Origin of the sequence: Paenarthrobacter sp. (assembly GCF_031180005.1) — a bacterium.
In the GTDB taxonomy this organism is placed as follows: Bacteria; Actinomycetota; Actinomycetes; order Actinomycetales; family Micrococcaceae; genus Arthrobacter.
In genome coordinates this window covers 1-21,065 of record NZ_JAPSHI010000010.1, presented here as the reverse complement: position 1 = coordinate 21,065, position 21,065 = coordinate 1, and the positions used below count along the sequence as shown (strand labels likewise).

The following is a 21,065-nucleotide window of genomic DNA, read 5'->3' as shown; positions in this document are numbered from 1 at the left end:
GCGCTCGCAGGAAGAAACCGAGCGCGTCAGGCCAAGCGAAGGGCTCCAGCGGCGGGGGTAACGGTGAAGATGTCCGGGGCGGTAAAGCCCGCCTCGGCGAAGGAACGCACGACGGCGTCGCGCACCTGTTGCTCCTTGCCAACCGGAGTCAGTGCGATGGCAGAGCCGCCAAAACCGCCGCCCGTCATGCGGGCGCCGATAGCGCCGTTGGCCCGGGAAGTATCCACGGCAAGGTCGAGTTCCGGGCAGGAGATCTCAAAATCGTCGCGCATCGAAACGTGGCTGGCATCCAGCAATGATCCGATGGCGGCAGGGCCATGGGTTCCCAGGACTTCCACCGTCTGGAGGACCCGATCGTTTTCCGTGACCACGTGGCGGACCCGCCGAATGGTAGTTTCGTCCAGCAGGCCTGACGCTTCCTCCAAACGCTCCACGCCGACGTCGCGCAGTGCTTTGACGCCAAGAATCTCGGCACCCAGCTCGCAGGACGCACGGCGGGAGGCGTATCCGCCGTCGGCATGCGAATGCGACACCTTGGTGTCGATCACCAACAGGACCAGGCCGGACGCCTCAGCGTCGAACGGGACCAGCTCCACATGCTGGTCACGGCAGTCCAGGAACACAGCGTGTCCCTTGGCGCCGCGCAGGGATGCTGACTGGTCCATGATTCCGGTGGGTGCCCCCACGAACACGTTTTCGGCGCGCTGGGTTGCGAGCACCAGATCCTCGGCAGCGAAACCTGCACCGGTCAATTCGTTGAGGGCCGAAATGACGGCGCACTCGATCGCATGTGATGAAGAGAGGCCAGCTCCGGAGGGAACATCGGAATCAAGCAGGAGGTCAAAGCCAGGAACCTCGATGCCGCGTTCCTTAAGCGCCCAGGCGACGCCGAGCGGGTAGCGGGACCATCCTTCACCCGATCCCGGCTCAGAGTCCTCCAAGTCAGCTTCCACCACGCCGTGACCCCCAAAAGTGGACAGCATACGCACTTTTGAGTCGTCGCGGACGCGCAAAGCCACCTTCGCCGTCTTGTCGATGGCGAAGGGAAGCACAAAGCCCTCGTTGTAGTCCGTGTGCTCGCCGATCAGGTTGACGCGTCCCGGTGCCTGCCACACGCCGTCGGCCGCTGCGCCGAACGTTTCCTGGAAGCGGGCGGCGAGGACGCCGGTCTCGGTGGTGGTGGTCATGCTCGTGTGCCTTCCAGGGTCTTGTTCGACGGTGTCAGAGCGACGCTGCGAAGCCGCTCCGCCACCGCTTCGGGGGTGGTGTCGTTGATGAACGCCCCCATGGCGGCCTCGGAGCCGGCCAGATACTTGAGCTTATCGGCAGCGCGGCGAGGCGAGGTCAGCTGCAGGTGCAACTGGCCCGCAGGACGAAGAACAGGGTCCAGCGGAGCCTGGTGCCACGCCGAGATGTACGGCATGGGGGTGGGGTAGAGGGCGTCGAGCCGTTTCAACAGGTCCAAGTAGACGTGCGAGAGTTCATCGCGTTCTTCACCTGTGAGAGCCGCAAGATCGGGGACGCTGCGGTGCGGAACGAGGTGGACTTCCAGGGGCCAGCGGGCTGCGAAAGGTACGTAGGCGCTGAAATGCCTGGCTTCCAGGACCATGCGGCTGCCGTCCTCGCGTTCGGCGTTGAGGAGTGAAGCCCCGAGCGTTTCCTTCGCGTCGACGTCGTCGTAGTACTTCCGTGCCACCGCACCGAGCTGGGCGGCGCGGGGAGTTACATAGGGGTACGCGTAGATCTGGCCGTGTGGGTGGTGCAGGGTGACCCCGATGTCGGCGCCGCGGTTTTCGAACGGGAACACCTGCTTGATGCCGGGCAGGGCGCTCAACGATTCGGTCCGCTGGGCCCACGCTTCAATGACCGTGCGGGCACGCGTTTCACCCAGTTCGGCGAAGGAGCCGGTGTGCTGTGGCGTGAAGGCAACCACCTCACAGCGGCCGTGCGCCGATCCCTTGACGTTGTGGCCGGAGTGTCCAGGGGCAGGAATCGGGGGAACGTCGCCCAAGGCCGGGCCGAGGGACGGGAAACGATTCTCGAACACCACGACGTCGTAATCCGACGCCGGAATTTCGGAGGGGTTCGCAGCTGTGGTGGGGCAGATGGGGCACTGGTCAGCAGGGGGAAGGTGCGTACGCGTCTGTCGGTGGGCAGCCACGGCCACCCAGTCACCGGACAAGGCGTCATAGCGGACCTCGCCCGGCTCGCCGCGGGCCGGAAGTTCGCGGTGGTCCACCAGCGAGTCCGGTGTTCGTTCAGGAGTCCCGGGGTCGTCGAAGTAGATCAGCTCTCGGCTGTCTGCGAGGAGGGTGCTGGTGATGCGGCTCATATATCCATCATTCCACAAGCAACCAAAAACGCATAGTTTCTAACAAAAGCAAACATTCGTGGATGGGGAGGCGTCCACTCATGCAGTACGGTGTTGCCATGCCTGCCTCCCCATCGCGCGCCGATAGCATCCAACAGTCCGAGTCCCGCCGCTTTGCTACGGGTCGTCAATTCGAGCTCCGCAGGGACGATGCGCTCGCCGTCATCACCGAGCTCGCCGCGGGCCTTCGGCTCTACTCCCGTGCTGGAATCCAGTTGACTGAAAGTTACGGCGACGACGAAATTTCGCCCGGTGCTACCGGCATCACCTTGGCGCCGTGGGCCAACCGGGTAGAAGACGGGGTCTGGTACTTGGACGGCAAGAAGCAGCAACTAGACATCACCGAAGCCTCACGCAACAATGCCAGCCACGGTCTGCTGCGCAACACCGGGTACACCCTGGTGGACGAATCCGAATTTTCCGTGACGCTCGAAGCCACCGTCTTCCCGCAACACGGCTACCCGTTCCTGCTGCGGCACCGGGTGCGCTACGAGCTCGACCAGAACCTTGACCTCCGGGTCTCGCAGACCCTGATCAACGATTCCCGAGCCGCGGCGCCCTTCGTCTTGGGCGCGCACCCTTACCTGCGCGTCGGAGATGTTGCCCCCGAGGATCTGATCCTGACGGTCCATGCAGGCACCCGACTGGTGGTGGACGAGCGCCTCATCCCGCGCAGCACCGCTCCTGTGGACGGCGAGTATGACTTCTCCGGTGGCGCCGCCGTGGGCACCTTGTTGGTGGATGTTGCGCTGACGGACTTGGCGTTCGACGGCGGGACGGCACGCCACACGCTCACCGCGCCGGATGGCCGCAGCGTAAGCCTCGAGCAGGACGAGAGCTGCGGCTATGTCCACGTTTTCGTCACTGACACGTTCCCTGGCCGCTCCAAAGCAGTGGCTATCGAACCAATGACCGGCCCGGCCAACGCGTTCAATAGCGGCGATGGGCTTCGCTGGCTGGCACCTGGCGAGGAATTCACCATGCGATGGGGAATCACCGCGTCCCTATAGGCCCTCCGTCTGGGAAATGCCCCGGAACGTCTGGGAAATGCCCCGGAACGTCTCGGATTGCCTCGGAAGTGAGAGCCGGTTTCCCATAACGGCCCGGGCTACGGAATTATGGGTTCATGACGCCAACACCGGACGCCAAAACACGCTCTGACCGCCAAATTGCCGAAGACATCCCCTACGGGGTGCGCATTGCTGCAGCTTGGTCCTGGCGGGCAGGCCTGATCCTGCTCATGATCGGCGCCCTCGTCTGGCTGCTGGGCAAAGTCAGCTTCCTCATAATTCCGGTGATGGTTGCTGCGCTGCTGGCCGGCCTGCTGCATCCGGTCGTGGCGTGGTTGCGCAATCGCAAGGTTCCCAACGGGGGAGCAGTCGCCATTACCGTGCTGGGTTTCATCGGCGTGATCGGCGGTGCCCTAGCGCTGGTGGGCAGGCAGCTCGTTACGGGATTCGGTGCTCTCTGGCAGGAGGCACTGGCAGGCATCCAGCAGATTCAGACCTGGCTGGCAGATGGCCCTCTGCACCTGACCGCGGACCAGATAGACCAGTACATCTCCGACGGCGCAGATGCGCTCCAGAACAACAGCAGCAGCATCCTCAGTGGTGCCCTGTCCTTCGGCAGCACCGCCGGACACTTTGCGGCAGGTCTTATCCTGGCTCTGTTTATCCTCATCTTCTTCCTGCTCGAGGGGCCGCGGATCTGGGCCTTCCTGGTCCGTCTCCTGCCCAAGACCGCACGGAGGGCAACCGACGGCGCAGGGCGTCGTGGCTGGACATCAATGGTCAGCTATGTGCGGATCCAGATGTTCGTCGCGTTCGTAGACGCTGTGGGTATTGGTGTTGGCGCAGCCATCATCCAGGTCCCGTTGGCTCTTCCCTTGGCCGTCCTGGTATTCATCGGCTCGTTCATTCCGGTAGTCGGTGCCTTGGTTACGGGTGCCATCGCGGTGCTGCTCGCCCTTGTGGCCAACGGACCAATCAATGCGCTGATCATGCTGGCGATCGTTCTCGTAGTACAGCAGTTGGAAAGCCATATCCTGCAGCCGCTGGTCATGGGCAAGGCAGTGGCGCTGCATCCAGTGGCCGTGATCCTCTCGGTTGCCGCCGGTTCCTACCTCGCAGGCATCCCCGGGGCGCTGTTCGCGGTCCCGTTGCTCGCCGTAGTAAACACGGCAGTTCGCTACATTGCGGGCCGGACGTGGGAACATGATGAAGGACTGGGCGGTGTGGAACTCCAGCCGGCAGCCGCTTCGGCGGGGCCAAACGGCGACGCCAACTTCAAGGAGGTCCACCTCCCACGGTCCGAATCCCGCCTCGGAAAAGGCGTCACCGGCATGACCAAGGCTTCGGGAAGCACCTCTGTTGAGGAGCCCCACGCCGACACCAACAAAGGAGAATAGTCAGTGAATACCCTCGAAACCCTGCCCGTCACGCTGGACGATGTCCTCAAGGCGCAGGAGCTGCTCGAGGGCATTATTACCAAGACTCCTGTGGAGTCGTCCCGTGCGCTGGGCAGCCTCGTGGGCGGCAACGTCTTTTTCAAGTGTGAGAACCTGCAGCGTGCAGGCTCCTTCAAGGTCCGCGGCGCCTACGTGCGCATGGCCCGGCTGACAGAGGACGAAAAGAAGCGCGGTGTGGTGGCGGCCTCGGCTGGCAACCACGCCCAAGGTGTGGCAGTGGCTGCGAAGAGCCTGGGTATCAATGCCCGCATCTACATGCCCCTCGGCGTGGCCCTGCCCAAGCTGGCAGCCACCCGCAGCCACGGTGCCGAAGTGATCCTACACGGCCACAATGTGGATGAAGCACTGGCGGAAGCGCAGCGTTACGCCAACGAAACAGGCGCGGTATTTGTCCACCCCTTCGACAACGTGGACGTTGTTGCCGGGCAGGGCACCATCGGCCTTGAAATCCTGGACCAGATCCCCAACGTGGACACCATTCTCATGGGAGTCGGCGGCGGTGGGCTGTTGGCCGGTGTGGCTGTGGCCATCAAGGCCAGGGCCAAAGAACTCGGGCGTGAGATCAGGGTCATTGGCGTGCAGGCAGAGAACGCCGCCGCTTACCCGCCATCACTGGCTGCTGATGCATTGGTTCCGCTGAAGAAGGTCACCACCATGGCCGACGGCATCGCGGTTGGCCGTCCCGGGCAGCTTCCTTTCAGCATCATCCGTGAGCTTGTGGACGACGTCGTGACCGTGAGCGAGGACTCCCTCGCGCGAGCCCTGATCTTCCTGCTCGAGCGCGCCAAGATGGTGGTTGAGCCGGCCGGGGCGGTTGGAGTAGCCGCGCTGATGGACGGCAAAATCGAAAACCCGGGGAACACCGCCGTCGTGCTTTCGGGCGGCAACATCGATCCCATGCTGATGCTCAAAGTCATCCAGCGCGGTCTTTCGGCCGCCGGCCGCTTCATGACGGTTCGGATGATGCTGGACGACCGGCCGGGTTCATTGGCCACCATCGCCCGCATCATCGCTGAAAATGACGCCAACGTCACCGGCCTGGACCACACCCGGTTGGGTGGTTCCATCAGCATGGGCGACGTCTCCATCACTATCAACCTGGAAACCAAGGGCCACGAACACGGCGAACAGGTCCTCGGTGCACTGCGGGCCGAGGGCTTCCAACCGATCGTGGTGCACTGACAGAAGGGGCGCCCATGGTGCTAGGAATGCCTGAGGGCTCAAAGGAAGCGGCCAAAGAGTCGCTCGCTGGTCGGGCGAAGGGTGGACTGCTCTTCATGGGCGGATTCGTCATTCTGCTCTACGTCATCGAGATCCTCAACACCTTGATGCGCCACGGACTCAACTCAACCTTTGGTTTGCGGCCCCGTTCCGTGGACGGCGTGCTGGACATCCTGACGTTTCCCTTGCTGCACGCGAACCTGAACCATCTGCTGTCCAACACGTTGCCGCTGATTATCTTCGGCTTTCTGGTGTTCCTGTCCGGAATCCGGGTGTTCATCACAGCGTTGGCCTTCAGTTGGCTCGGATCGGGGCTTGCGGTGTGGCTGATTGGCGGGGGAGGGGTTACAGTCGGCGCTTCCGGCCTGGTGTTCGGCTTCTTCGCCTTCCTGCTGGTGCGGGGATTCTTCAACCGCAGCTGGTGGCAGATCCTGCTCTCAGTGGTCCTGTTCATGGCGTACGGCAGCATCCTCTTCGGCGTTCTACCCACGGTGCTGGGCTACATCTCCTGGCAGGCGCATCTCGGTGGGGCCGTAGGAGGCGTCGTGGCGGCCATCCTGCTGCGTCCCAAGGCCAAGCTCACCTCCTGACCCAAGTAAGTCGCAGATCAGGTCGTTCTCAGCGCTCATAACGACCTCAACTGCGACTTACTTGGGTGCGCACACGAAAGACGCCGGCCCTCCCCGTGAAGGGTGGACCGGCGTCGTGTATTTCAGGACGGTTTAGCCGCTGCCTAGGCGACGTAGGGCTTGGCGGAAACGATCTCCACCGGGATTTCTTTGCCGTTAGGGGCGACGTAGCTCAGGCTGTCGCCTTCCTTGTGGCCGATGATGGCGGCACCCAAGGGCGACTTTTCGCTGAAGACGTCAAGGTCGGAGTCCCCGGCGATTTCGCGGGAGCCCAGCAGGAACTTTTCTTCGTCGCCGGCGATGCGGGCAACAACCAGCATGCCCGGCTCGACGATTCCGTCGTCTGCCGGGGCTTCGCCCACCTGGGCATCGCGCAGGAGCGCAGTGAGCTGGCGGATGCGGGCCTCGATCTTGCCCTGCTCCTCCTTGGCAGCGTGGTAACCGCCGTTTTCCTTGAGGTCGCCTTCCTGGCGTGCAGCTTCGATCTTCTGGACGATTTCCGCCCGGCCAGCGCCGGAAAGGTGGTCCAGCTCAGCCTGCAAGCGGTCGAAAGCTTCCTGGGTGAGCCAAGCCGCAGTGGCGCTATTGGTGGTAGACACGGATTTCTCCTCTAGATCTGACAATGCAAAAGACCCCGCCGAGTTGGCCACTCGTGAATCTCAGTAACCAACTTAACGGGGTGAAGGTTTCATCCATTGTAGTAAATCCTCTGGACGAACCCAAACCGGTTGAGTCGTGGGTCACACGATTGTTATTTTCCGCTGTCCACGATCCAGCAGTTGTCCACGATTCCGGAGACTGCCGGGGACTCGGTCCTCAGGACTGTTCGCTGCATGGTGGTGCTGCCGCCGTCGGGATCGTCCCGTGGATCGTTGGGCCCGATCTCCACGACCTTCCAGCCGACCACTGCGAACTTCGAATCCAGGGCCTTGATGGCACATTTGGCCGTGGCTCCGGGGTACTTTGTCACCTGATAGTCCACCTCAGCCTGGGTGTCGTCCACGGTGCTGTAACCAATGTCCTTGAACGTGACCGGGGCCTGGGCCGAGCCCGTTGCCACGTAGGCGGCGAACCCAATTCCGAGGACCAATGCGGCGATGACAATGTTCCGCTTGGTTTTGCGGGTCATGGCGCGCTTTTGACCGCCGTAACGATTGGCTAGGCTGGTGCTTGCCGGTACTTGGGTGGCCGATAGGTCCTCTGAAGTCACCCATCCAGTTTAGTGCCGATCCCGGCGTCCCATCACCGCCCACAAAAAGCACGATCCATGAAAGAGGAGCCGTCACGTGACAGCGTCCAGCAGTTCCGAGCAGCCTCTGCGTCTGCTCGCCGTCCACGCCCATCCGGATGATGAGTCCAGCAAGGGCGCAGCAACCATGGCGATGTACGCCGCGGCTGGAGTGGACGTCATGGTTGCCACGTGCACGGACGGTTCGCGCGGCGACATTCAGAACCCCGCCATGGAGGACGCCCCCCATCCCAAGCGGGACATGGCCGGCGCCCGACGCCTTGAGATGGCCAACGCGGCAGCGGTGCTGGGAATCCAGCAGCGCTGGCTCGGCTTTGTGGACTCGGGCCTTCCCGAAGGCGATCCACTCCCGCCCTTGCCTCCGGGTTGCTTTGCCCTGCAGCCCTTGGAACGTGCCACGGCGCCCTTGGTCCGGCTGGTCCGGAGCTTCAAGCCCCACGTCATTCTTAGCTACGACGAAAACGGTGGCTACCCGCACCCGGACCACATCATGGCCCACAAGGTTGCGGTGGAAGCTTTTGAAGCCGCAGGCGATCCCGAGCGCTATCCAGGCATGGGAGAACCATGGACGCCCAGCAAGCTCTACTACGACCGCGCCTTCAGCCCCGAACGATTCCGCGCGCTGCACTTCGCCTTGGAAGAAGCCGGGCTGCAATCCCCGTATGCCGAGCGGCTTGCGGCATGGTTGGAAGCCGACGCGGAAGGCCACACTGCTCCGGTGACCGGGCATCAGACCACCACGCAAGTTGATTGTGGCGACTTCTTCGAGGCAAGGGACGACGCCCTGCGGGCCCACCGGACCCAGATCGATCCCGTCGGCTTCTTCTTCGCGGTATCCCCGGACCTGCAAAGGACCGCCTGGCCGTGGGAGGACTACACCCTGATCAAGTCCAGGGTCCCTTCCGAGCTGCCGGAGAAGGACCTCTTCGCGGGGATAAGATAGGAATGCCGGTAGTTTCTATCGCTTGTAGAAGTTACCGCATGGCCAGCCAGTTTCCCGGCTGCGCGCTGCCAGCCGGCACGCACCAGCTCCCATAGAAGGTTTGAAAGTGCATCACTTGATTCTTGCCCTGACCGTCACTCCGTCGCCCGATCCCACGGGCACGCTGCGGCCCGGCCTGTCCGAGGATCAGGTGACGCCCGGCACTTGGGGCTTTGTCCTCACGGCCTTCATCGTGATCCTCACGACGTTCCTGATCGTGGACATGGTTCGCAGGATTCGCCGCGTCCGCTACCGAGCCCAAGTGGAAGAAGCGCGCTTGGCAGCAGAGGCGGGGAACGCGGAGGGCGGAAGCGAAAGCGCTGCTGAAGCAGGTAGCTCCACTGACGAGAATGGCGATGGCGGCCCCAGGACCCGCTGAACCGGGTCGGCCCGCCGAGTCGGAACGGCCCGCTGAGTCGGGTCGATTCGCCGAAGCCGGCGGACCCAGCTGGCCCGGGGCAAGTAATGCCCTGGGTTCGGAACCTTCCGCTTATTTGCGGCAACACGCGAACAATCCCGTGTTCTGGCGTCCGTTCGGTGATGAGGCTTTTGCCTTTGCTGAAGAGCGTGATGTCCCCGTGTTCCTCTCAATCGGCTACGCGGCATGCCACTGGTGCCACGTCATGGCCCGCGAATCCTTTGAAGACCAGGTAACTGCCGACTACCTGAACGCCCATTTTGTCCCGGTGAAGGTTGATCGGGAGGAGCGACCCGACGTCGACTCCGTGTACATGGCGGCTACGCAGGCCATCAGTGGCGAAGGTGGGTGGCCGATGTCCGTCTTCCTCACCCCGGACGGGCTTGCCTTCCACGCTGGGACGTACTTCCCGCCTATTCCCTTACCCGGCCGTCCCTCGTTCCGCAATGTCCTGGAGGCGGTCCATGAGGCGTGGGTGGAGCGACGCGATGCCGTGGAGCAGAATGCCAGGGGGCTGGCAGCGAACATGGCGGATGCGCAGTTGGCCGGGACGGTCCGGCTCGACGAGCCACCTGAAATGTTGGACGCAAGCCTCCTCCCGGAGGCCGTAGCGCTACTGGCCCGTTCTGAAGACCCCGACGCCGGTGGGTTCGGCAGCGCTCCCAAGTTCCCGCCGTCGGCGGTTCTTGAGTTCCTCATCCGGCACGCTGCCGTACCGTCGGATACTGCCCGGGCAGCCCGCGACATGGCAGCCAGGGCCCTTGCCGGCATGGCACGATCCGCGTTGTGCGACCAGCTCGACGGCGGATTCGCCCGCTACTCGGTGACGGCGGACTGGTCCGTGCCGCACTTTGAGAAAATGCTGTACGACAATGCGCAGCTGTTGAGGGTCTACGCACACTGGGTTCGGCTTGGGGGCAATGAGGTCTTCCCGGTGGCCGAAGCAGCATCCGTGGCGTCGAGGTGCGCCGATTGGCTGTTGGGTTCCCTTAAGCTGCCCAGCGGCGCGTTGGCCTCCTCCTTGGACGCTGACACCGTGGTTAACGGCGTGCATCATGAGGGCGCCACATATTTGTGGACTCCCGAATCACTTGTGGACGCCCTTGACCCGCGTGACGCCGAGACCGTGGCGACCATGATGAGGGTCGGTACACACGGGACTGTCTCTGAGCTGGGTTCGCTGCTACACCCAGGCCGGGCGTTGACAGATGCAGAGAGCAGGCTCTGGGAGCGCGCCCGGCCGGTGCTGCTGGCCTCCCGCACCCTTAGGAGCCAGCCGGCTAGAGACGACAAAGTGGTGGCCGGGTGGAATGGTCTTGCCGTAGGAGCTCTCGCGGAAGCAGGGGCTATCCTGGGCCGCGCTGATTTGGTTGCCGCGGCCGAAGCCATGGCGGAGTACCTCGCGGAGGTTCACTGGGACAGCGCGTCACAGGTGCTGGTCCGGGTTTCACATGACTCGGAAGCGCGAGGCATTGGAGGACTGCTTGAGGACTACGCCTTCTGCGCAGATGGCCTCCTGGCCCTGTACGCCGTGACGGGAAACAGGCGCTGGTATGGCTTTGCGGAGGAGCTCGTCCTGGCTGCGTGCTCGCGTTTTGTAGAGAACGGTCGATTGGCCGACTCTGAGGGGGAGCCCTCGCAAATTTTCAACGCCCAAGGCCAGAAAGCTGCGCTGGACCCGTTCGACAACGCCACGCCCAGCGGTGCCGCCGGTTTTGCCGGCGCCTTGTTGTCTTACGCCGCGTACTCCGGTTCCCACGAGCATCGCCTGATGGCCGGCAGTATCCTAGGCCTCTTGCCACCCCTCGCCACGCGTGCACCGCGTGTTGCCGGTTGGCTGCTGGCTATTGCCCAGGCTGCAGTTGCCGGCCCGGTAGAGGCCGCCGTCGTAGGTCCGGACTCGCCGCTGCTGCGGGAGTTGCACCGGGCGCTGTTGAAGTCTCCCAGCCCCGGGCTGGTTGTCGCTGCGAAAACTTACGACGCCGCGTCCCCGGCAGGGGAGGCAGAAGTTCCCCTGCTGCTCCACAGGTCGGCTGCGGCGGATGGTTCTCCGCTGGTTTACTTGTGCCGCGACATGGTGTGCGACAGTCCGCTGAGTGGTGTGGCTGCGGTTCAGTCCCGCCTGGAAGAAATGGCGTCAGGCGACTGAGCCGAATTCAGCAGGCCTAGCTGAGCACTGCCATGATGATGGCCGCAAAGTGCGCTGCGAACGCCAGCACCGTGAAGGCGTGGAAGAGTTCATGGAATCCGAAGTGCTGGACGCTGAAATTCGGTTTTTTGATGGCGTAGAACATCGCTCCGGCGATATACAGCGCTCCACCGACGCAGATAAGTATTGCTGCCGGGGCATTGGCGGTGAAGAACTGGGGGAGGTAGAACAATGCTCCGCAGCCCAGCGCGATGTAAACCGGCACGTACAACCAGCGTGGAGCGTGCGTCCACAAAATTCGGAAGAGGACCCCAACTATTGCACCGGACCACACGAGCCAAAGCAACGTCACGGCTTGTGAGCGCTCCAGCAAGGACCATGCCAGGGGCGTGTAGCTGCCGGCGATCACCAGCATGATGTTGGTGTGGTCCAGACGTTTGAGCAGCATCCGGACCTTGGGCGACCAATTACCGCGATGGTAGACAGCACTGACGCCAAACAGCAGGAAGCCCGTCAACGCGTAGATGGCGGAGGTGATCTTGCGATCGGGTGTAGGGGCGACGGTCACCAGGACGATCCCTGCCGCGAGTGCAAACGGAGCGGCGACGGCGTGGATCCACCCACGCCAAAGGGGCTTGGTTTCGAGGAGCTCAGCCATGGGTCAAGAATAACTTACGTTTCAGTAAGTTACCCACTGGTAACAAGTCTCGGGGCGAATTTGACCGGCTACTGCACCGGCCCGGCAGCTCGGGACGGTAGCCTTGGATGTGCGCCGTCGTCGTACAAGCAAGGAAGTCAGGTGAGAGTCCGGTGGAGCTGCCCGGTTTCCTCTATGGCTTCTACGAGCGCAAATTGCTGCGTTCCCTCAAGCAAGACAGAATCCCGCGGCATATCGGCGTGATGGTGGATGGAAACAGGCGATGGGCGCGCCAGTTCAACGCACCCACCAGCCAAGGGCACCAAGCGGGCGCGGACAAAATCCACGAATTCCTCGGCTGGTGCCAGGAACTTGGCGTCAAAGTAGTAACCCTCTACATGCTCTCCACGGACAACATGAACCGCTCCGGTGAAGAACTGGACCTTCTCATGGGCATCATCGCGAACACCATGGACCGGCTGGATGAAGACGAAAACGTCTCCGTCCACGCAATGGGCGCACCGGAACTCCTCCCGGACTACTTGGCCGAACGCCTCAACAAACTGACCGCCCGCACCCCGGTCCACGAAAAGATCCACGTGAACGTGGCAGTGGGCTACGGCGGGCGCCGCGAAATCGTCGACGCCGTACGGGAACTCCTCCACGATGCCGACGCAAAGGGACGCAAGATGTCCGACGTCGCAGATGAACTTTCGGTGGACGACATCTCAAGGTTCCTCTACACCCGCGGCCAACCCGACCCGGACCTCGTCATTCGCACTTCCGGTGAGCAGCGGCTCTCAGGTTTCCTCATGTGGCAAAGCGCCTACAGCGAGTTCTACTTCTGCGAAGCCCTCTGGCCCGCCTTCCGCAAGGTCGATTTCCTGCGTGCGCTCAGGGACTATGCCGGGCGCCAGCGGCGATTCGGAACCTGACCCTACCGCGGTTAACCAGGAATTAATCAGCTGGCAATGCGACTTGCCGACGCAGGTTTCGGAATTTTCTGTGAGTGGGATTACGTTAATCCCATCAGCAGGCAAAACCGCCCGCTGATCGGGGAGGCCAGTATATGGAGCGGACTATCGCACCAGTTACAGGGGAGGCCACGCCCGGCCTCCCGGCCGAGCCGCTTCACCATTAGGCCGGGCGAACTGCCCGGGGCTGGAGTCGATGTGGCTATTTCTGAGCAACTGCCCGCAATGGTTTCCGACGGGGAAAGTGCAGCTACCTCTCGCACCAAGCGGGTCTCACAAAAAGCGCGGACCGCGCCGTCCGCCACAGGCCGCAGCTACGTGATCGATACGTCCGTCCTGCTATCCGATCCACACGCACTGTTGCGCTTCGCCGAACACGAAGTCATCGTCCCCATCGTGGTCATCAGTGAACTGGAAGGAAAACGCCACGATCCCGAACTAGGCTACTTCGCCCGAAAAGCCCTAAGGCTCCTGGACGACCTCCGAATCGAACACGGCGGACTGGACCACGCCATTCCAATAGGCAAAGACGGCGGCCTCCTCAGGGTGGAAATGAACCACATCTCCCCGGAAGTGCTGCCCGCAGGATTCCGCGGAGGCGACAACGACAGCCGCATCCTTGCCGTCGCCAAAAACCTGGCCAACGAAGGCCACAACGTCACAGTCGTCTCCAAAGACCTCCCCATGCGCGTCAAAGCCTCCGCCATGGGGCTCCACGCCGACGAATACCGCAACGAACTGGTCAAAGACTCCGGCTGGACCGGCATGGCCGAAGTGGACGCAACCGAAGAAGAAATCACCACCCTCTACGGCCACGAGCCCGCCTTCATCCCGGCCGCCGCAGAACTTCCCGTCAACACGGGACTCGTTCTACTCTCCAACCGCGGCTCCGCCCTCGGCCGGGTCGGAGCAGATAAACAAGTCCGGCTCGTCAAAGGCGACCGCGACGTCTTCGGACTCCACGGCCGCTCAGCAGAACAACGACTCGCCATCGACCTCCTCATGGACCCCGCAGTCGGGATCGTCTCCATAGGTGGCCGCGCAGGCACAGGCAAATCCGCACTCGCCCTCTGCGCGGGCCTGGAAGCCGTCCTGGAACGCCGGGAACACCGCAAAGTAGTGGTCTTCCGCCCCCTCTACGCAGTGGGCGGCCAGGAGCTCGGCTACCTCCCCGGCTCCGAATCCGAAAAAATGAACCCCTGGGCGCAGGCAGTGTTCGACACCCTCGGGGCGCTCGTCAGCCAGGAAGTCGTGGAAGAAGTCATGGACCGGGGCATGCTCGAAGTCCTGCCACTGACCCACATCCGCGGGCGCTCCCTGCACGACGCCTTCGTGATCGTGGACGAAGCACAGTCACTCGAGAAAAACGTGCTCCTCACCGTCATGAGCCGCATCGGACAAAACTCCAAAATCGTCCTCACCCACGACGTCGCCCAGCGCGACAACCTCCGCGTGGGGCGGCACGACGGGGTGGCTGCCGTAGTGGAGACGCTCAAGGGCCATCCGCTGTTCGGACACATCACGCTAACGCGGTCTGAACGGTCGCCGATCGCTGCACTTGTTACCGAGTTGCTCGAAGGGGCTGAGATCTAACTGATGTGTGGCCGTGGTTCGGTTCGCCGGGCCACGGCCCTTCGCCGTCGCTTAGACACGACCCATAGGGACCCTTACGGTCGCTGGGCGACCTTCGGGGTCCGATGGGTCGCGATGCGCTCCTCTGCGAAGGACCGCAGCTCGGCTGGCGATCAGCGCGGTTAGAGCGTGAGATAGGTTTTTAGTTCTTCGTGGCCTTGGACTTTTAGGGTCCAGTGGGGGCGGGTGAATGTGGTGGGGGTGAGGCGGACTCTTTGGACTTCCTCCACTTTTTCGCCCCAGCCGTCGCGGAAGGTGCCGTTTAGTTCGTAGCCGAGGCTGGTGGAGACGCCCAGGGATCGCTGGTTCCAGCTCGCAGCTTCTGACTCGGCTACTTCGGCGCCCAAGTGGTCGAAGGCGAAGCCCACGACGGCGGCACGCATCTCCTTGCCGAAACCCTGGCCCTGCGCGGACTGCTTGAGCCACGAGCCGGTGCTCACTGTTTTCAGGGTTTTGAAGCTCTTGGCGCCGACGTCCTGGACACCAAGGAGTTCGTCGTCATGCCAGACGCCGAGGAGGAGGGTCCAAGAGTCCTTTGTGAAGTTGGCGCGGCAGCGCCAGTACCACTGGGCCATGTTGGGAGCGAGTTCGTCCTCAGGGAGTTCGGTCCACGGCACGCTGAACGGGCTCTTGCCGGGCTCGTGGACACCGGAACGGGCCGCGGCTACGGCGAAAGGGATGTCTTCGTCGAGGACGGGACGGATGGTCAGCCTCGGAGTGGTGAGCGTGAGCCCGAACGGGGGCCATATTTCTGCCAGCGATGTCATCGCCGTAGCTTAGCCCCGAAGAGAGCTGCCGCTCAGGCGGCAGGGCCGATGTCCCACGAGATGTGGCGCCGGACGTCCGTGAGGTTCATCGATTCTGCCATGAAGAGGTCGTCCAGCATGTACTCGTCCACTGCCAGGATCTTGAGCCAGTGGCCCTTGCCTGCGGAGTCGCCGTCCATGCTCTGGCTGGCCACGCAAACGCCTGTGCCGGTGTCAATCCTGATCATTGTCCGGCCGGGGTGCGCCAAAGGTTCAGCGGGGTCCGAAGGAACATACGTCCGGCTGGGGGTAACGAAGGTTTCCAAGGCGAGGCGGCCCTCATGGTCCACCTCGCGGGGTTGCTCAAGGAAGACCCGGTTGGTGTCCGGAAACTCCAAGGGGACTGGCGCGTTGCCGACCAGCTCCACGGGATCGAGAGCGGCGGCAAGGCGACCATTGCCAAAAGAGGGCTCACCGTACGCGGCTTCGGGTCGACGGCGGACCAGGCCGGCGTCGTCGTAAACCGGGGTCACGAGGTGAGCCGGAAGTAGCCACGAACGGCGAGTGGCACTGACGTAAAGATCGTCCCTGGAGTCGTTAATGCCCGTGGTGCTGTGCAAAAGCAGGCCGTCCGGCGTCTCGAGGCGGAGGGCACCCGGGCGCCTGAGCCACGCCCGGACCATGGCGGCGTCGGAGGCGGGGCGTTCGAGGTACTCAAAGCGGAGGCTGGTCCACCTCCAAGGCGAAGAACGGCAAAGATTGCGGAATGTGGAGGACAAGTCAAAACCCGGTCCAGCTGCACTGTAGCGCCCCATATCCACAGTTTACCTACGGGTTCAAGCGGGAATGGCGGCCACCGGGATAGCATCCGAAGGTGATCCGACGACTCTCCGACCTCTGGGATGCCAATCCGCTGGGCTTCTGGCTCGTGATGGCGTCATGCCTGTACTTCGTGGTGATGGCCGTCCGACTCACAGTGATAGACATCCGGAGCCACCTGTTGCCAAACCGGATCGTGTTTCCGTCCTACGCAGTGGCTGGAGTGCTGCTGCTGGCTGCGGCACTGGTGGTGTACTTCGCTGATTCAACCCCGGTGGGCGCACCGGCGGCTGTCGTCTTTGGTGTGCCCGGCCTGGGCGTCATCGCCGGCGGTGCCTTGCTCTGGCTGTTCTACTTCATACTCAGGCTCGTCCATCCACCCGGAATGGGCTTTGGGGACGTCAAGCTGGCCGGGGTGCTGGGCTTGTATCTGGGCTACTTGGGATGGAGCCACATCTTTGCGGGAACGTTCGCTGCCTTCCTCTTGGGAGGGCTGTGGAGCCTGGGCATCCTGGTGGCCCGGCGAGGCACGCTGCGCTCGGCCATCCCGTTCGGCCCCTTCATGCTGGCCGGGGCGACGGCCGCCATGGTGGTCCTGCCCGCGTGAAGCCGCAAACCACTCGTCCCATAGCAACTGCGGCCAAATTGCAACGCTCCCCGTATTCTCGGCGTTTACCGGGCTGGGTCATGCTTAGCCCAGCGAGTGTTCGGACGTGTATGAGGGCGGCAGGAGGTTTGCAGTGCGGCGAATCAGGTTGAGGTTCCTGCTGGGCGCGTCCATTGCCTGCGCAGTACTGCTGACCGGATGCGGGCAGACAGTCAACGAACCTCTTGTATCCACGGGACCCGGCATCCAGCCGGGGATTGGTATTCAGTCGGGGAATACGCAGCAGCCGGGCATTACTCAACCGCCGGATCCCACACGCAGCCCGGAGACCCCCTGTGAAGGTGGTCCGCTGGGCTGTTCCGAGTTCACGTCCGTGCGGGGAACCGACGCCACGGGAGATGTGGCATGGCTCGGAACGGACCCGCTGAGAGTGAGCTCGAGGCATGCCAACGGAGAGTGGACCCTCTTCGTCCACACACCGTGCAATTATCTCCAGGTGGCAGTTTCAGTGCAGGATGATGTCTTTACTCAGCTTTGGATGATGGTCACCGACCACGGCTGCGTGGAGCCAACGGACAACTACCAGGCGTGGACAGAGGAGCTCTTTGAACAGCCTGTTCAGTGGAAGCTCGACGGCGACACCCTCACCTTGAAGAACTCACATGCGACCATCGAATTGAAGGAAAGCTGACACCATGGGTGCACCGGAATTCGTGATCAAACTGCGGGAAAAGATCGGCAACGACCCGCTCTGGCTGCCGGCCGTGCGGGGAGTGGTGTTTGACGACGAAGGCAGGGTCCTTTTAGGCCAGCGTGCCGACAACGGCCACTGGACACTTATCACCGGAATGTTGGAACCGGGGGAGCACCCCGCGCCTGGTTTGATCCGCGAAATCTTGGAGGAAACAGCCGTTGTGGCCGAGACGGAGCGCATCATCGGCGTCGGAGTTGTGGGGCCTGTGACGTTCCCCAACGGCGACGTGTGCGATTTCCTGGACATCACGTTCCGCTGCCGATACGTCTCTGGAGAAGCCCGGGTCAATGACGACGAATCTCTGGCCGTCGGGTGGTTTGCGCTGGATGAGCTTCCGGAGATGAGTGCCGGGAACCTTGAGGCCATCAGGCTTGCCACGGAGCCCGAAGGCCCCGTGGCGTACCAAGTGGAGGACTAGCGTTACCGTCTGGCCGCATCTGCCGTCGGACGATCCTTTTCGATGCCATCCGAGGCAGCCAACTCCGCTTCCAGTCGCGCAGTCTCCAGTCGCTCGGCCTCAAGCCGGTCCGCCTCTTCGCCACCCACAGCCTCCCCGCGCGCCACCATGCCGGCGGTGTCTGAGAGTGGAATCTGCTTCAGCGTGATGGCCAGCACCAAGGCGATGGCGATGAACGGCACCAAGTACCAGAACACCGGTGCCAGGGAATCTGCGTAGGCGTTCACCACCGCATCGCGGAGTTGCTCAGGCATCTGGGCCAGCGCCTGCGGATCTAGGGTGCTGGTGGATTGCGCAGCTTGGTCTGCAGATGCACCGGCACCGGTGAAGGCCTCGGTCAGGGATTCAGCCAAGCGGTTGGTGAAGATCGCTCCAAAGACGGCGACACCCAGCGACGCCCCTACCTCGCGGAAATAGTTGTTGGTGCTGGTGGCCGTGCCGATTTGGTCAGCCGGAACAGAGTTCTGCACCACCAGGACAATGACCTGCATGATGAGGCCCAAACCCGCACCGAAAATGAACAGCTGGATGCAAATGACCCAGATGGCGGTTTCTGCCGTGAGCGTGGTCAGCCACAACATGGCCGCGATAGTCAACGCCGCACCCAGGATGGGATACATCTTGTACTTGCCGGTCTTGGAAATGCGGATACCGGAGTAGATGGAGGTGCCCATGAGGCCTACCATCATGGGCAGCATCAGCAGGCCGGACTCAGCGGCCGACGTTCCGGAGGACATCTGCAGGAACGTGGGAACGAAAGCGATGGCGGCGAACATACCCAGGCCCAACGTAAAGCCGATGGCCGTGGCGTTGATGAAGATGGGGTTCTTGAACAGGCTCAGCGGAATGATGGGGTCCTCGGCGCGGCGTTCAACCATCACGAAGGCAAAGGCGGCCAGGACCATGCCGGCCCCGAACGCCCACGTCAGCGGCGAGTCCCAGCCTTCGTCCTTCTTGCCGCCGAAGTCGGTGAAGAAGATGAGGCAGGTGGTGGCTGCGGAGAGGAACAGGACACCCAGGATGTCGATCTTCTTCTCTGCCTTCTTATTCGGCAGGGTCAAAGTGAACCAGGCGGTGATGAACGCAGCGATGCCGATGGGGATGTTGATGTAGAAAGCCCATTCCCAGGTGAGGTGATCAACGAAGAAGCCACCCAGCAGCGGTCCGGCTACAGCGGACAGGCCGAAGATTGCGCCCAGCGGACCCATGTACTTGCCGCGCTCCTTGGCAGGAACGATGTCGGCGATGATCGCCTGCGAAAGGATCATGAGGCCGCCGCCGCCCAGGCCTTGAATGGCGCGGAAGATCACGAACCCCCAGAAGTCGGTGGCAAACGCGCAGCCAACGGATGCGAGGGTAAACAGGGCGATTGCCACGAGGAACAGGTTGCGACGCCCAAGGATGTCACCGAACTTGCCGTAGATGGGCATCACGATGGTGGTGGCAAGGAGGTACGCGGTGGTGATCCAGGCTTGGTGCTCCACGCCGCCCAGCTTGCCCACGATGGTAGGCATGGCGGTGGAAACGATCGTCTGGTCGAGGCTGGACAACAGCATGCCTGCGATCAGTGCCGAGAAGATGATCCAGATGCGTTTCTGGGTCAGCAGCAGCGGTTCGGCGGCTTTGGACAATGTACTCATGCGGGATCCTTTGAGGTTTCAAGGGGGTTGGGGCCCAGCTGTTGGTTCGTAGCCAGCGGCTGGGCGAAAAGTTTCCGTGCGGCGTTGAGGTTCTGTTCGAGGATCCCGCGGTAGGGACGCGAATTTTCCTCCGAGAAGAATTGCTGTGCCGTCTTCTTGGACACCGCCCCGAACAACGCGGTTGCCGTAACGACTTCCGGGTGCTCGGGAGCCAGCCCTTCGCGGGCGGCCACCAGCGCGGCGAATTGCCGTTCGCGGGCCTCCCCTTCAAGGGTGAGGCGTGCCAGGAGTTGTGGTTCGGCCGTGATGGCAGCGATGAACTGTTGGACCTCGGCACGGCTGATGGATGAACGCTCCATCAGGGTCACGGTGAGCACGTGCAGGGCTGCCAGGAGAGTCCCGGAGATGCTGTCCGGTGTGCGGGACGGGTTCTGGTTGAACGCTTCCAAGGCGTCCTCGGGCAACTCATCCGAGAACGAGCCGACCACGGCGTCTTCCTTGGAGTGGAAGTAGTTGAAGAAGGTCCGCCGTGAAATCCCCGCCTCCTCGCAGACTTCCTCAACCGTAAAACCGCTAAGGCCGCGCGATGCGGTCATGGAACGCGCGACGGCGGTGATCGCCGTCCGTGTGGCAGCCCGCTTGCGCTCACGGAGGCCACCATCAGTATTTGCACTATTGATCACAATGTAAAGTTTTGCACTCAAGCACTAAAAGTGCAAAAAGTTTGGGGTATGGCTTTACCCATACGTCCGGGAACGACGACGGCCGGTACCTTTCGTGCGAAAGGTACCGGCCGTCGTCGTGCTTTGAGTATTAGTTCTTGTGAGCAGGGGACGTCATGGTGGTGACGTCGAGGGCCTTGTCGAGCTCTGCCTCGGTGACTTTGCCTTCGCCCTCGCCAACGAAGCCAAGCTTCTCGGTGGCCTGGCGGATGGTCAGGCCCTCCTTCACAGCGATCTTGGCGATCTTGGCAGCGTTCTCGTAACCAATGAACTTGTTCAGCGGGGTCACGATGGACGGGGAAGCCTCTGCAAGGAAGCGCGCACGCTCAACGTTGGCGGTGATGCCGTCGATCATCTTGTCGGCCATAACGCGGCTGGTGTTGGCCAGCAGGCGGATGGACTCGAGCAGGTTGGCGGCCATCACGGGGATGCCGACGTTGAGTTCGAAGGCGCCGTTGGTGCCGGACCAGGCGATGGCGGTGTCGTTGCCGATGACCTGGGCGCAGACCATGATGGACGCTTCGCAGATGACCGGGTTGACCTTGCCCGGCATGATCGAGGAGCCCGGCTGAAGGTCCGGAATGGCGATTT

General features: G+C 62.7%; 22 protein-coding genes. 12 read left to right on the top strand and 10 right to left on the bottom strand.

Annotation, left to right across the window (positions count from 1 at the left end):
• Positions 1 to 26 precede the first annotated feature (26 nt).
• Together galK and galT are read right to left on the bottom strand one after the other, a co-directional pair.
• A complete protein-coding gene (gene galK / locus RIF72_RS09310; RefSeq protein ID WP_309074536.1) occupies positions 27 to 1,187 on the bottom strand; it encodes a galactokinase in 1,161 nt (386 codons plus the stop codon).
• Positions 1,184 to 2,332, bottom strand: coding sequence for a galactose-1-phosphate uridylyltransferase (gene galT / locus RIF72_RS09305; RefSeq protein WP_309074535.1), 1,149 nt, complete (start codon positions 2,330 to 2,332; stop codon positions 1,184 to 1,186). Before galT ends, galK begins: the two co-directional genes overlap by 4 nt.
• 80 nt (positions 2,333 to 2,412) lie before the next feature.
• Between galT and RIF72_RS09300 the strand changes: the two genes are divergently transcribed.
• From RIF72_RS09300 to RIF72_RS09285, 4 genes are all read left to right on the top strand, one after another.
• On the top strand, positions 2,413 to 3,381 hold the full coding sequence (locus RIF72_RS09300; protein WP_309074534.1) for an aldose 1-epimerase family protein: 969 nt from the start codon (positions 2,413 to 2,415) through the stop codon (positions 3,379 to 3,381).
• A gap of 116 nt (positions 3,382 to 3,497) precedes the next feature.
• Positions 3,498 to 4,778, top strand: coding sequence for an AI-2E family transporter (locus tag RIF72_RS09295; RefSeq protein WP_309074533.1), 1,281 nt, complete (start codon positions 3,498 to 3,500; stop codon positions 4,776 to 4,778).
• 3 nt (positions 4,779 to 4,781) lie between these two features.
• Positions 4,782 to 6,020 (top strand): threonine ammonia-lyase, encoded by a 1,239-nt coding sequence (gene ilvA, locus RIF72_RS09290; protein WP_089594164.1) that lies wholly within the window; start codon positions 4,782 to 4,784, stop codon positions 6,018 to 6,020.
• 14 nt (positions 6,021 to 6,034) lie between these two features.
• A complete protein-coding gene (locus RIF72_RS09285) occupies positions 6,035 to 6,649 on the top strand; it encodes a rhomboid family intramembrane serine protease (RefSeq protein WP_309074532.1) in 615 nt (204 codons plus the stop codon).
• A gap of 143 nt (positions 6,650 to 6,792) precedes the next feature.
• On the opposite strand, the gene greA is transcribed toward RIF72_RS09285, so the two are convergent.
• Both greA and RIF72_RS09275 read right to left on the bottom strand, forming a co-directional pair.
• Positions 6,793 to 7,287: a transcription elongation factor GreA gene (gene greA / locus RIF72_RS09280; protein ID WP_309074531.1), complete on the bottom strand. Its 495-nt coding sequence runs from the start codon at positions 7,285 to 7,287 to the stop codon at positions 6,793 to 6,795.
• A gap of 152 nt (positions 7,288 to 7,439) precedes the next feature.
• Positions 7,440 to 7,898 (bottom strand): DUF4307 domain-containing protein, encoded by a 459-nt coding sequence (locus RIF72_RS09275; RefSeq protein ID WP_309074530.1) that lies wholly within the window; start codon positions 7,896 to 7,898, stop codon positions 7,440 to 7,442.
• A gap of 76 nt (positions 7,899 to 7,974) precedes the next feature.
• Between RIF72_RS09275 and mca the strand changes: the two genes are divergently transcribed.
• The 3 genes from mca to RIF72_RS09260 all read left to right on the top strand — a co-directional run bounded on the left by mca (position 7,975) and on the right by RIF72_RS09260 (position 11,486).
• Positions 7,975 to 8,880, top strand: a complete 906-nt coding sequence (gene mca, locus RIF72_RS09270) for a mycothiol conjugate amidase Mca (protein WP_309074529.1) — start codon at positions 7,975 to 7,977, stop codon at positions 8,878 to 8,880.
• Positions 8,881 to 8,986: 106 nt separating this feature from the next.
• The gene (locus RIF72_RS09265) at positions 8,987 to 9,298 is read left to right on the top strand and encodes a hypothetical protein (protein ID WP_309074528.1); all 312 of its coding nucleotides are present in this window, start codon (positions 8,987 to 8,989) and stop codon (positions 9,296 to 9,298) included.
• Complete coding sequence (locus tag RIF72_RS09260) at positions 9,270 to 11,486, top strand: thioredoxin domain-containing protein (RefSeq protein ID WP_309074527.1); 2,217 nt, start codon at positions 9,270 to 9,272, stop codon at positions 11,484 to 11,486. Before RIF72_RS09265 ends, RIF72_RS09260 begins: the two co-directional genes overlap by 29 nt.
• Positions 11,487 to 11,502: 16 nt before the next feature.
• Here the strand turns inward: RIF72_RS09260 and RIF72_RS09255 are convergent, their stop codons facing one another.
• Positions 11,503 to 12,144, bottom strand: coding sequence for a hemolysin III family protein (locus RIF72_RS09255; protein ID WP_309074526.1), 642 nt, complete (start codon positions 12,142 to 12,144; stop codon positions 11,503 to 11,505).
• Positions 12,145 to 12,251: 107 nt separating this feature from the next.
• Between RIF72_RS09255 and RIF72_RS09250 the strand changes: the two genes are divergently transcribed.
• Together RIF72_RS09250 and RIF72_RS09245 are read left to right on the top strand one after the other, a co-directional pair.
• Positions 12,252 to 13,058 carry an isoprenyl transferase gene (locus RIF72_RS09250; RefSeq protein WP_309074525.1) on the top strand — a complete coding sequence of 269 codons (807 nt, stop codon included), beginning with the start codon at positions 12,252 to 12,254 and terminating at the stop codon, positions 13,056 to 13,058.
• A gap of 237 nt (positions 13,059 to 13,295) precedes the next feature.
• The gene (locus RIF72_RS09245) at positions 13,296 to 14,690 is read left to right on the top strand and encodes a PhoH family protein (RefSeq protein WP_375164210.1); all 1,395 of its coding nucleotides are present in this window, start codon (positions 13,296 to 13,298) and stop codon (positions 14,688 to 14,690) included.
• A gap of 161 nt (positions 14,691 to 14,851) precedes the next feature.
• Here the strand turns inward: RIF72_RS09245 and RIF72_RS09240 are convergent, their stop codons facing one another.
• Positions 14,852 to 15,496 (bottom strand): GNAT family protein, encoded by a 645-nt coding sequence (locus RIF72_RS09240; protein ID WP_309074523.1) that lies wholly within the window; start codon positions 15,494 to 15,496, stop codon positions 14,852 to 14,854.
• 32 nt (positions 15,497 to 15,528) lie between these two features.
• Positions 15,529 to 16,290 carry a hypothetical protein gene (locus tag RIF72_RS09235; RefSeq protein ID WP_309074522.1) on the bottom strand — a complete coding sequence of 254 codons (762 nt, stop codon included), beginning with the start codon at positions 16,288 to 16,290 and terminating at the stop codon, positions 15,529 to 15,531.
• A gap of 59 nt (positions 16,291 to 16,349) precedes the next feature.
• On the opposite strand from RIF72_RS09235, the gene RIF72_RS09230 reads away from it, so the two are divergent.
• The 3 genes from RIF72_RS09230 (at position 16,350) to RIF72_RS09220 (ending at position 18,073) form a co-directional block, all read left to right on the top strand.
• Positions 16,350 to 16,901, top strand: a complete 552-nt coding sequence (locus tag RIF72_RS09230; protein WP_309074521.1) for an A24 family peptidase — start codon at positions 16,350 to 16,352, stop codon at positions 16,899 to 16,901.
• A gap of 133 nt (positions 16,902 to 17,034) precedes the next feature.
• Entirely contained in the window at positions 17,035 to 17,592 is a 558-nt protein-coding gene (locus tag RIF72_RS09225; RefSeq protein ID WP_309074520.1) for an META domain-containing protein, read from the top strand.
• 4 nt (positions 17,593 to 17,596) lie between these two features.
• A complete protein-coding gene (locus RIF72_RS09220) occupies positions 17,597 to 18,073 on the top strand; it encodes an NUDIX domain-containing protein (RefSeq protein ID WP_178997886.1) in 477 nt (158 codons plus the stop codon).
• Between the two features lie 2 nt (positions 18,074 to 18,075).
• On the opposite strand, the gene RIF72_RS09215 is transcribed toward RIF72_RS09220, so the two are convergent.
• From RIF72_RS09215 to RIF72_RS09205, 3 genes are all read right to left on the bottom strand, one after another.
• A complete protein-coding gene (locus RIF72_RS09215; RefSeq protein ID WP_309074519.1) occupies positions 18,076 to 19,752 on the bottom strand; it encodes an MDR family MFS transporter in 1,677 nt (558 codons plus the stop codon).
• Positions 19,749 to 20,435: a TetR/AcrR family transcriptional regulator gene (locus tag RIF72_RS09210; protein WP_309074518.1), complete on the bottom strand. Its 687-nt coding sequence runs from the start codon at positions 20,433 to 20,435 to the stop codon at positions 19,749 to 19,751. The genes RIF72_RS09215 and RIF72_RS09210 overlap by 4 nt, the downstream gene beginning before the upstream one ends.
• A 130-nt stretch (positions 20,436 to 20,565) precedes the next feature.
• Positions 20,566 to 21,065, bottom strand: a 500-nt coding sequence (locus tag RIF72_RS09205; RefSeq protein ID WP_309074517.1) for a lyase family protein, incomplete at its 5' end; no start/stop codon positions are given.

Coding starts and splice junctions, on each gene's coding strand:
- galK (WP_309074536.1), bottom strand. CDS start 1,187: ATGACCACCACCACCGAGACCGGCGTCCTCGCCGCCCGCTTCCAGGAA.
- galT (WP_309074535.1), bottom strand. CDS start 2,332: ATGAGCCGCATCACCAGCACCCTCCTCGCAGACAGCCGAGAGCTGATC.
- RIF72_RS09300 (WP_309074534.1), top strand. CDS start 2,413: ATGCAGTACGGTGTTGCCATGCCTGCCTCCCCATCGCGCGCCGATAGC.
- RIF72_RS09295 (WP_309074533.1), top strand. CDS start 3,498: ATGACGCCAACACCGGACGCCAAAACACGCTCTGACCGCCAAATTGCC.
- RIF72_RS09285 (WP_309074532.1), top strand. CDS start 6,035: ATGGTGCTAGGAATGCCTGAGGGCTCAAAGGAAGCGGCCAAAGAGTCG.
- RIF72_RS09260 (WP_309074527.1), top strand. CDS start 9,270: ATGGCGATGGCGGCCCCAGGACCCGCTGAACCGGGTCGGCCCGCCGAG.
- RIF72_RS09255 (WP_309074526.1), bottom strand. CDS start 12,144: ATGGCTGAGCTCCTCGAAACCAAGCCCCTTTGGCGTGGGTGGATCCAC.
- RIF72_RS09250 (WP_309074525.1), top strand. CDS start 12,252: ATGTGCGCCGTCGTCGTACAAGCAAGGAAGTCAGGTGAGAGTCCGGTG.
- RIF72_RS09240 (WP_309074523.1), bottom strand. CDS start 15,496: ATGACATCGCTGGCAGAAATATGGCCCCCGTTCGGGCTCACGCTCACC.
- RIF72_RS09235 (WP_309074522.1), bottom strand. CDS start 16,290: ATGGGGCGCTACAGTGCAGCTGGACCGGGTTTTGACTTGTCCTCCACA.
- RIF72_RS09220 (WP_178997886.1), top strand. CDS start 17,597: ATGGGTGCACCGGAATTCGTGATCAAACTGCGGGAAAAGATCGGCAAC.
- RIF72_RS09215 (WP_309074519.1), bottom strand. CDS start 19,752: ATGAGTACATTGTCCAAAGCCGCCGAACCGCTGCTGCTGACCCAGAAA.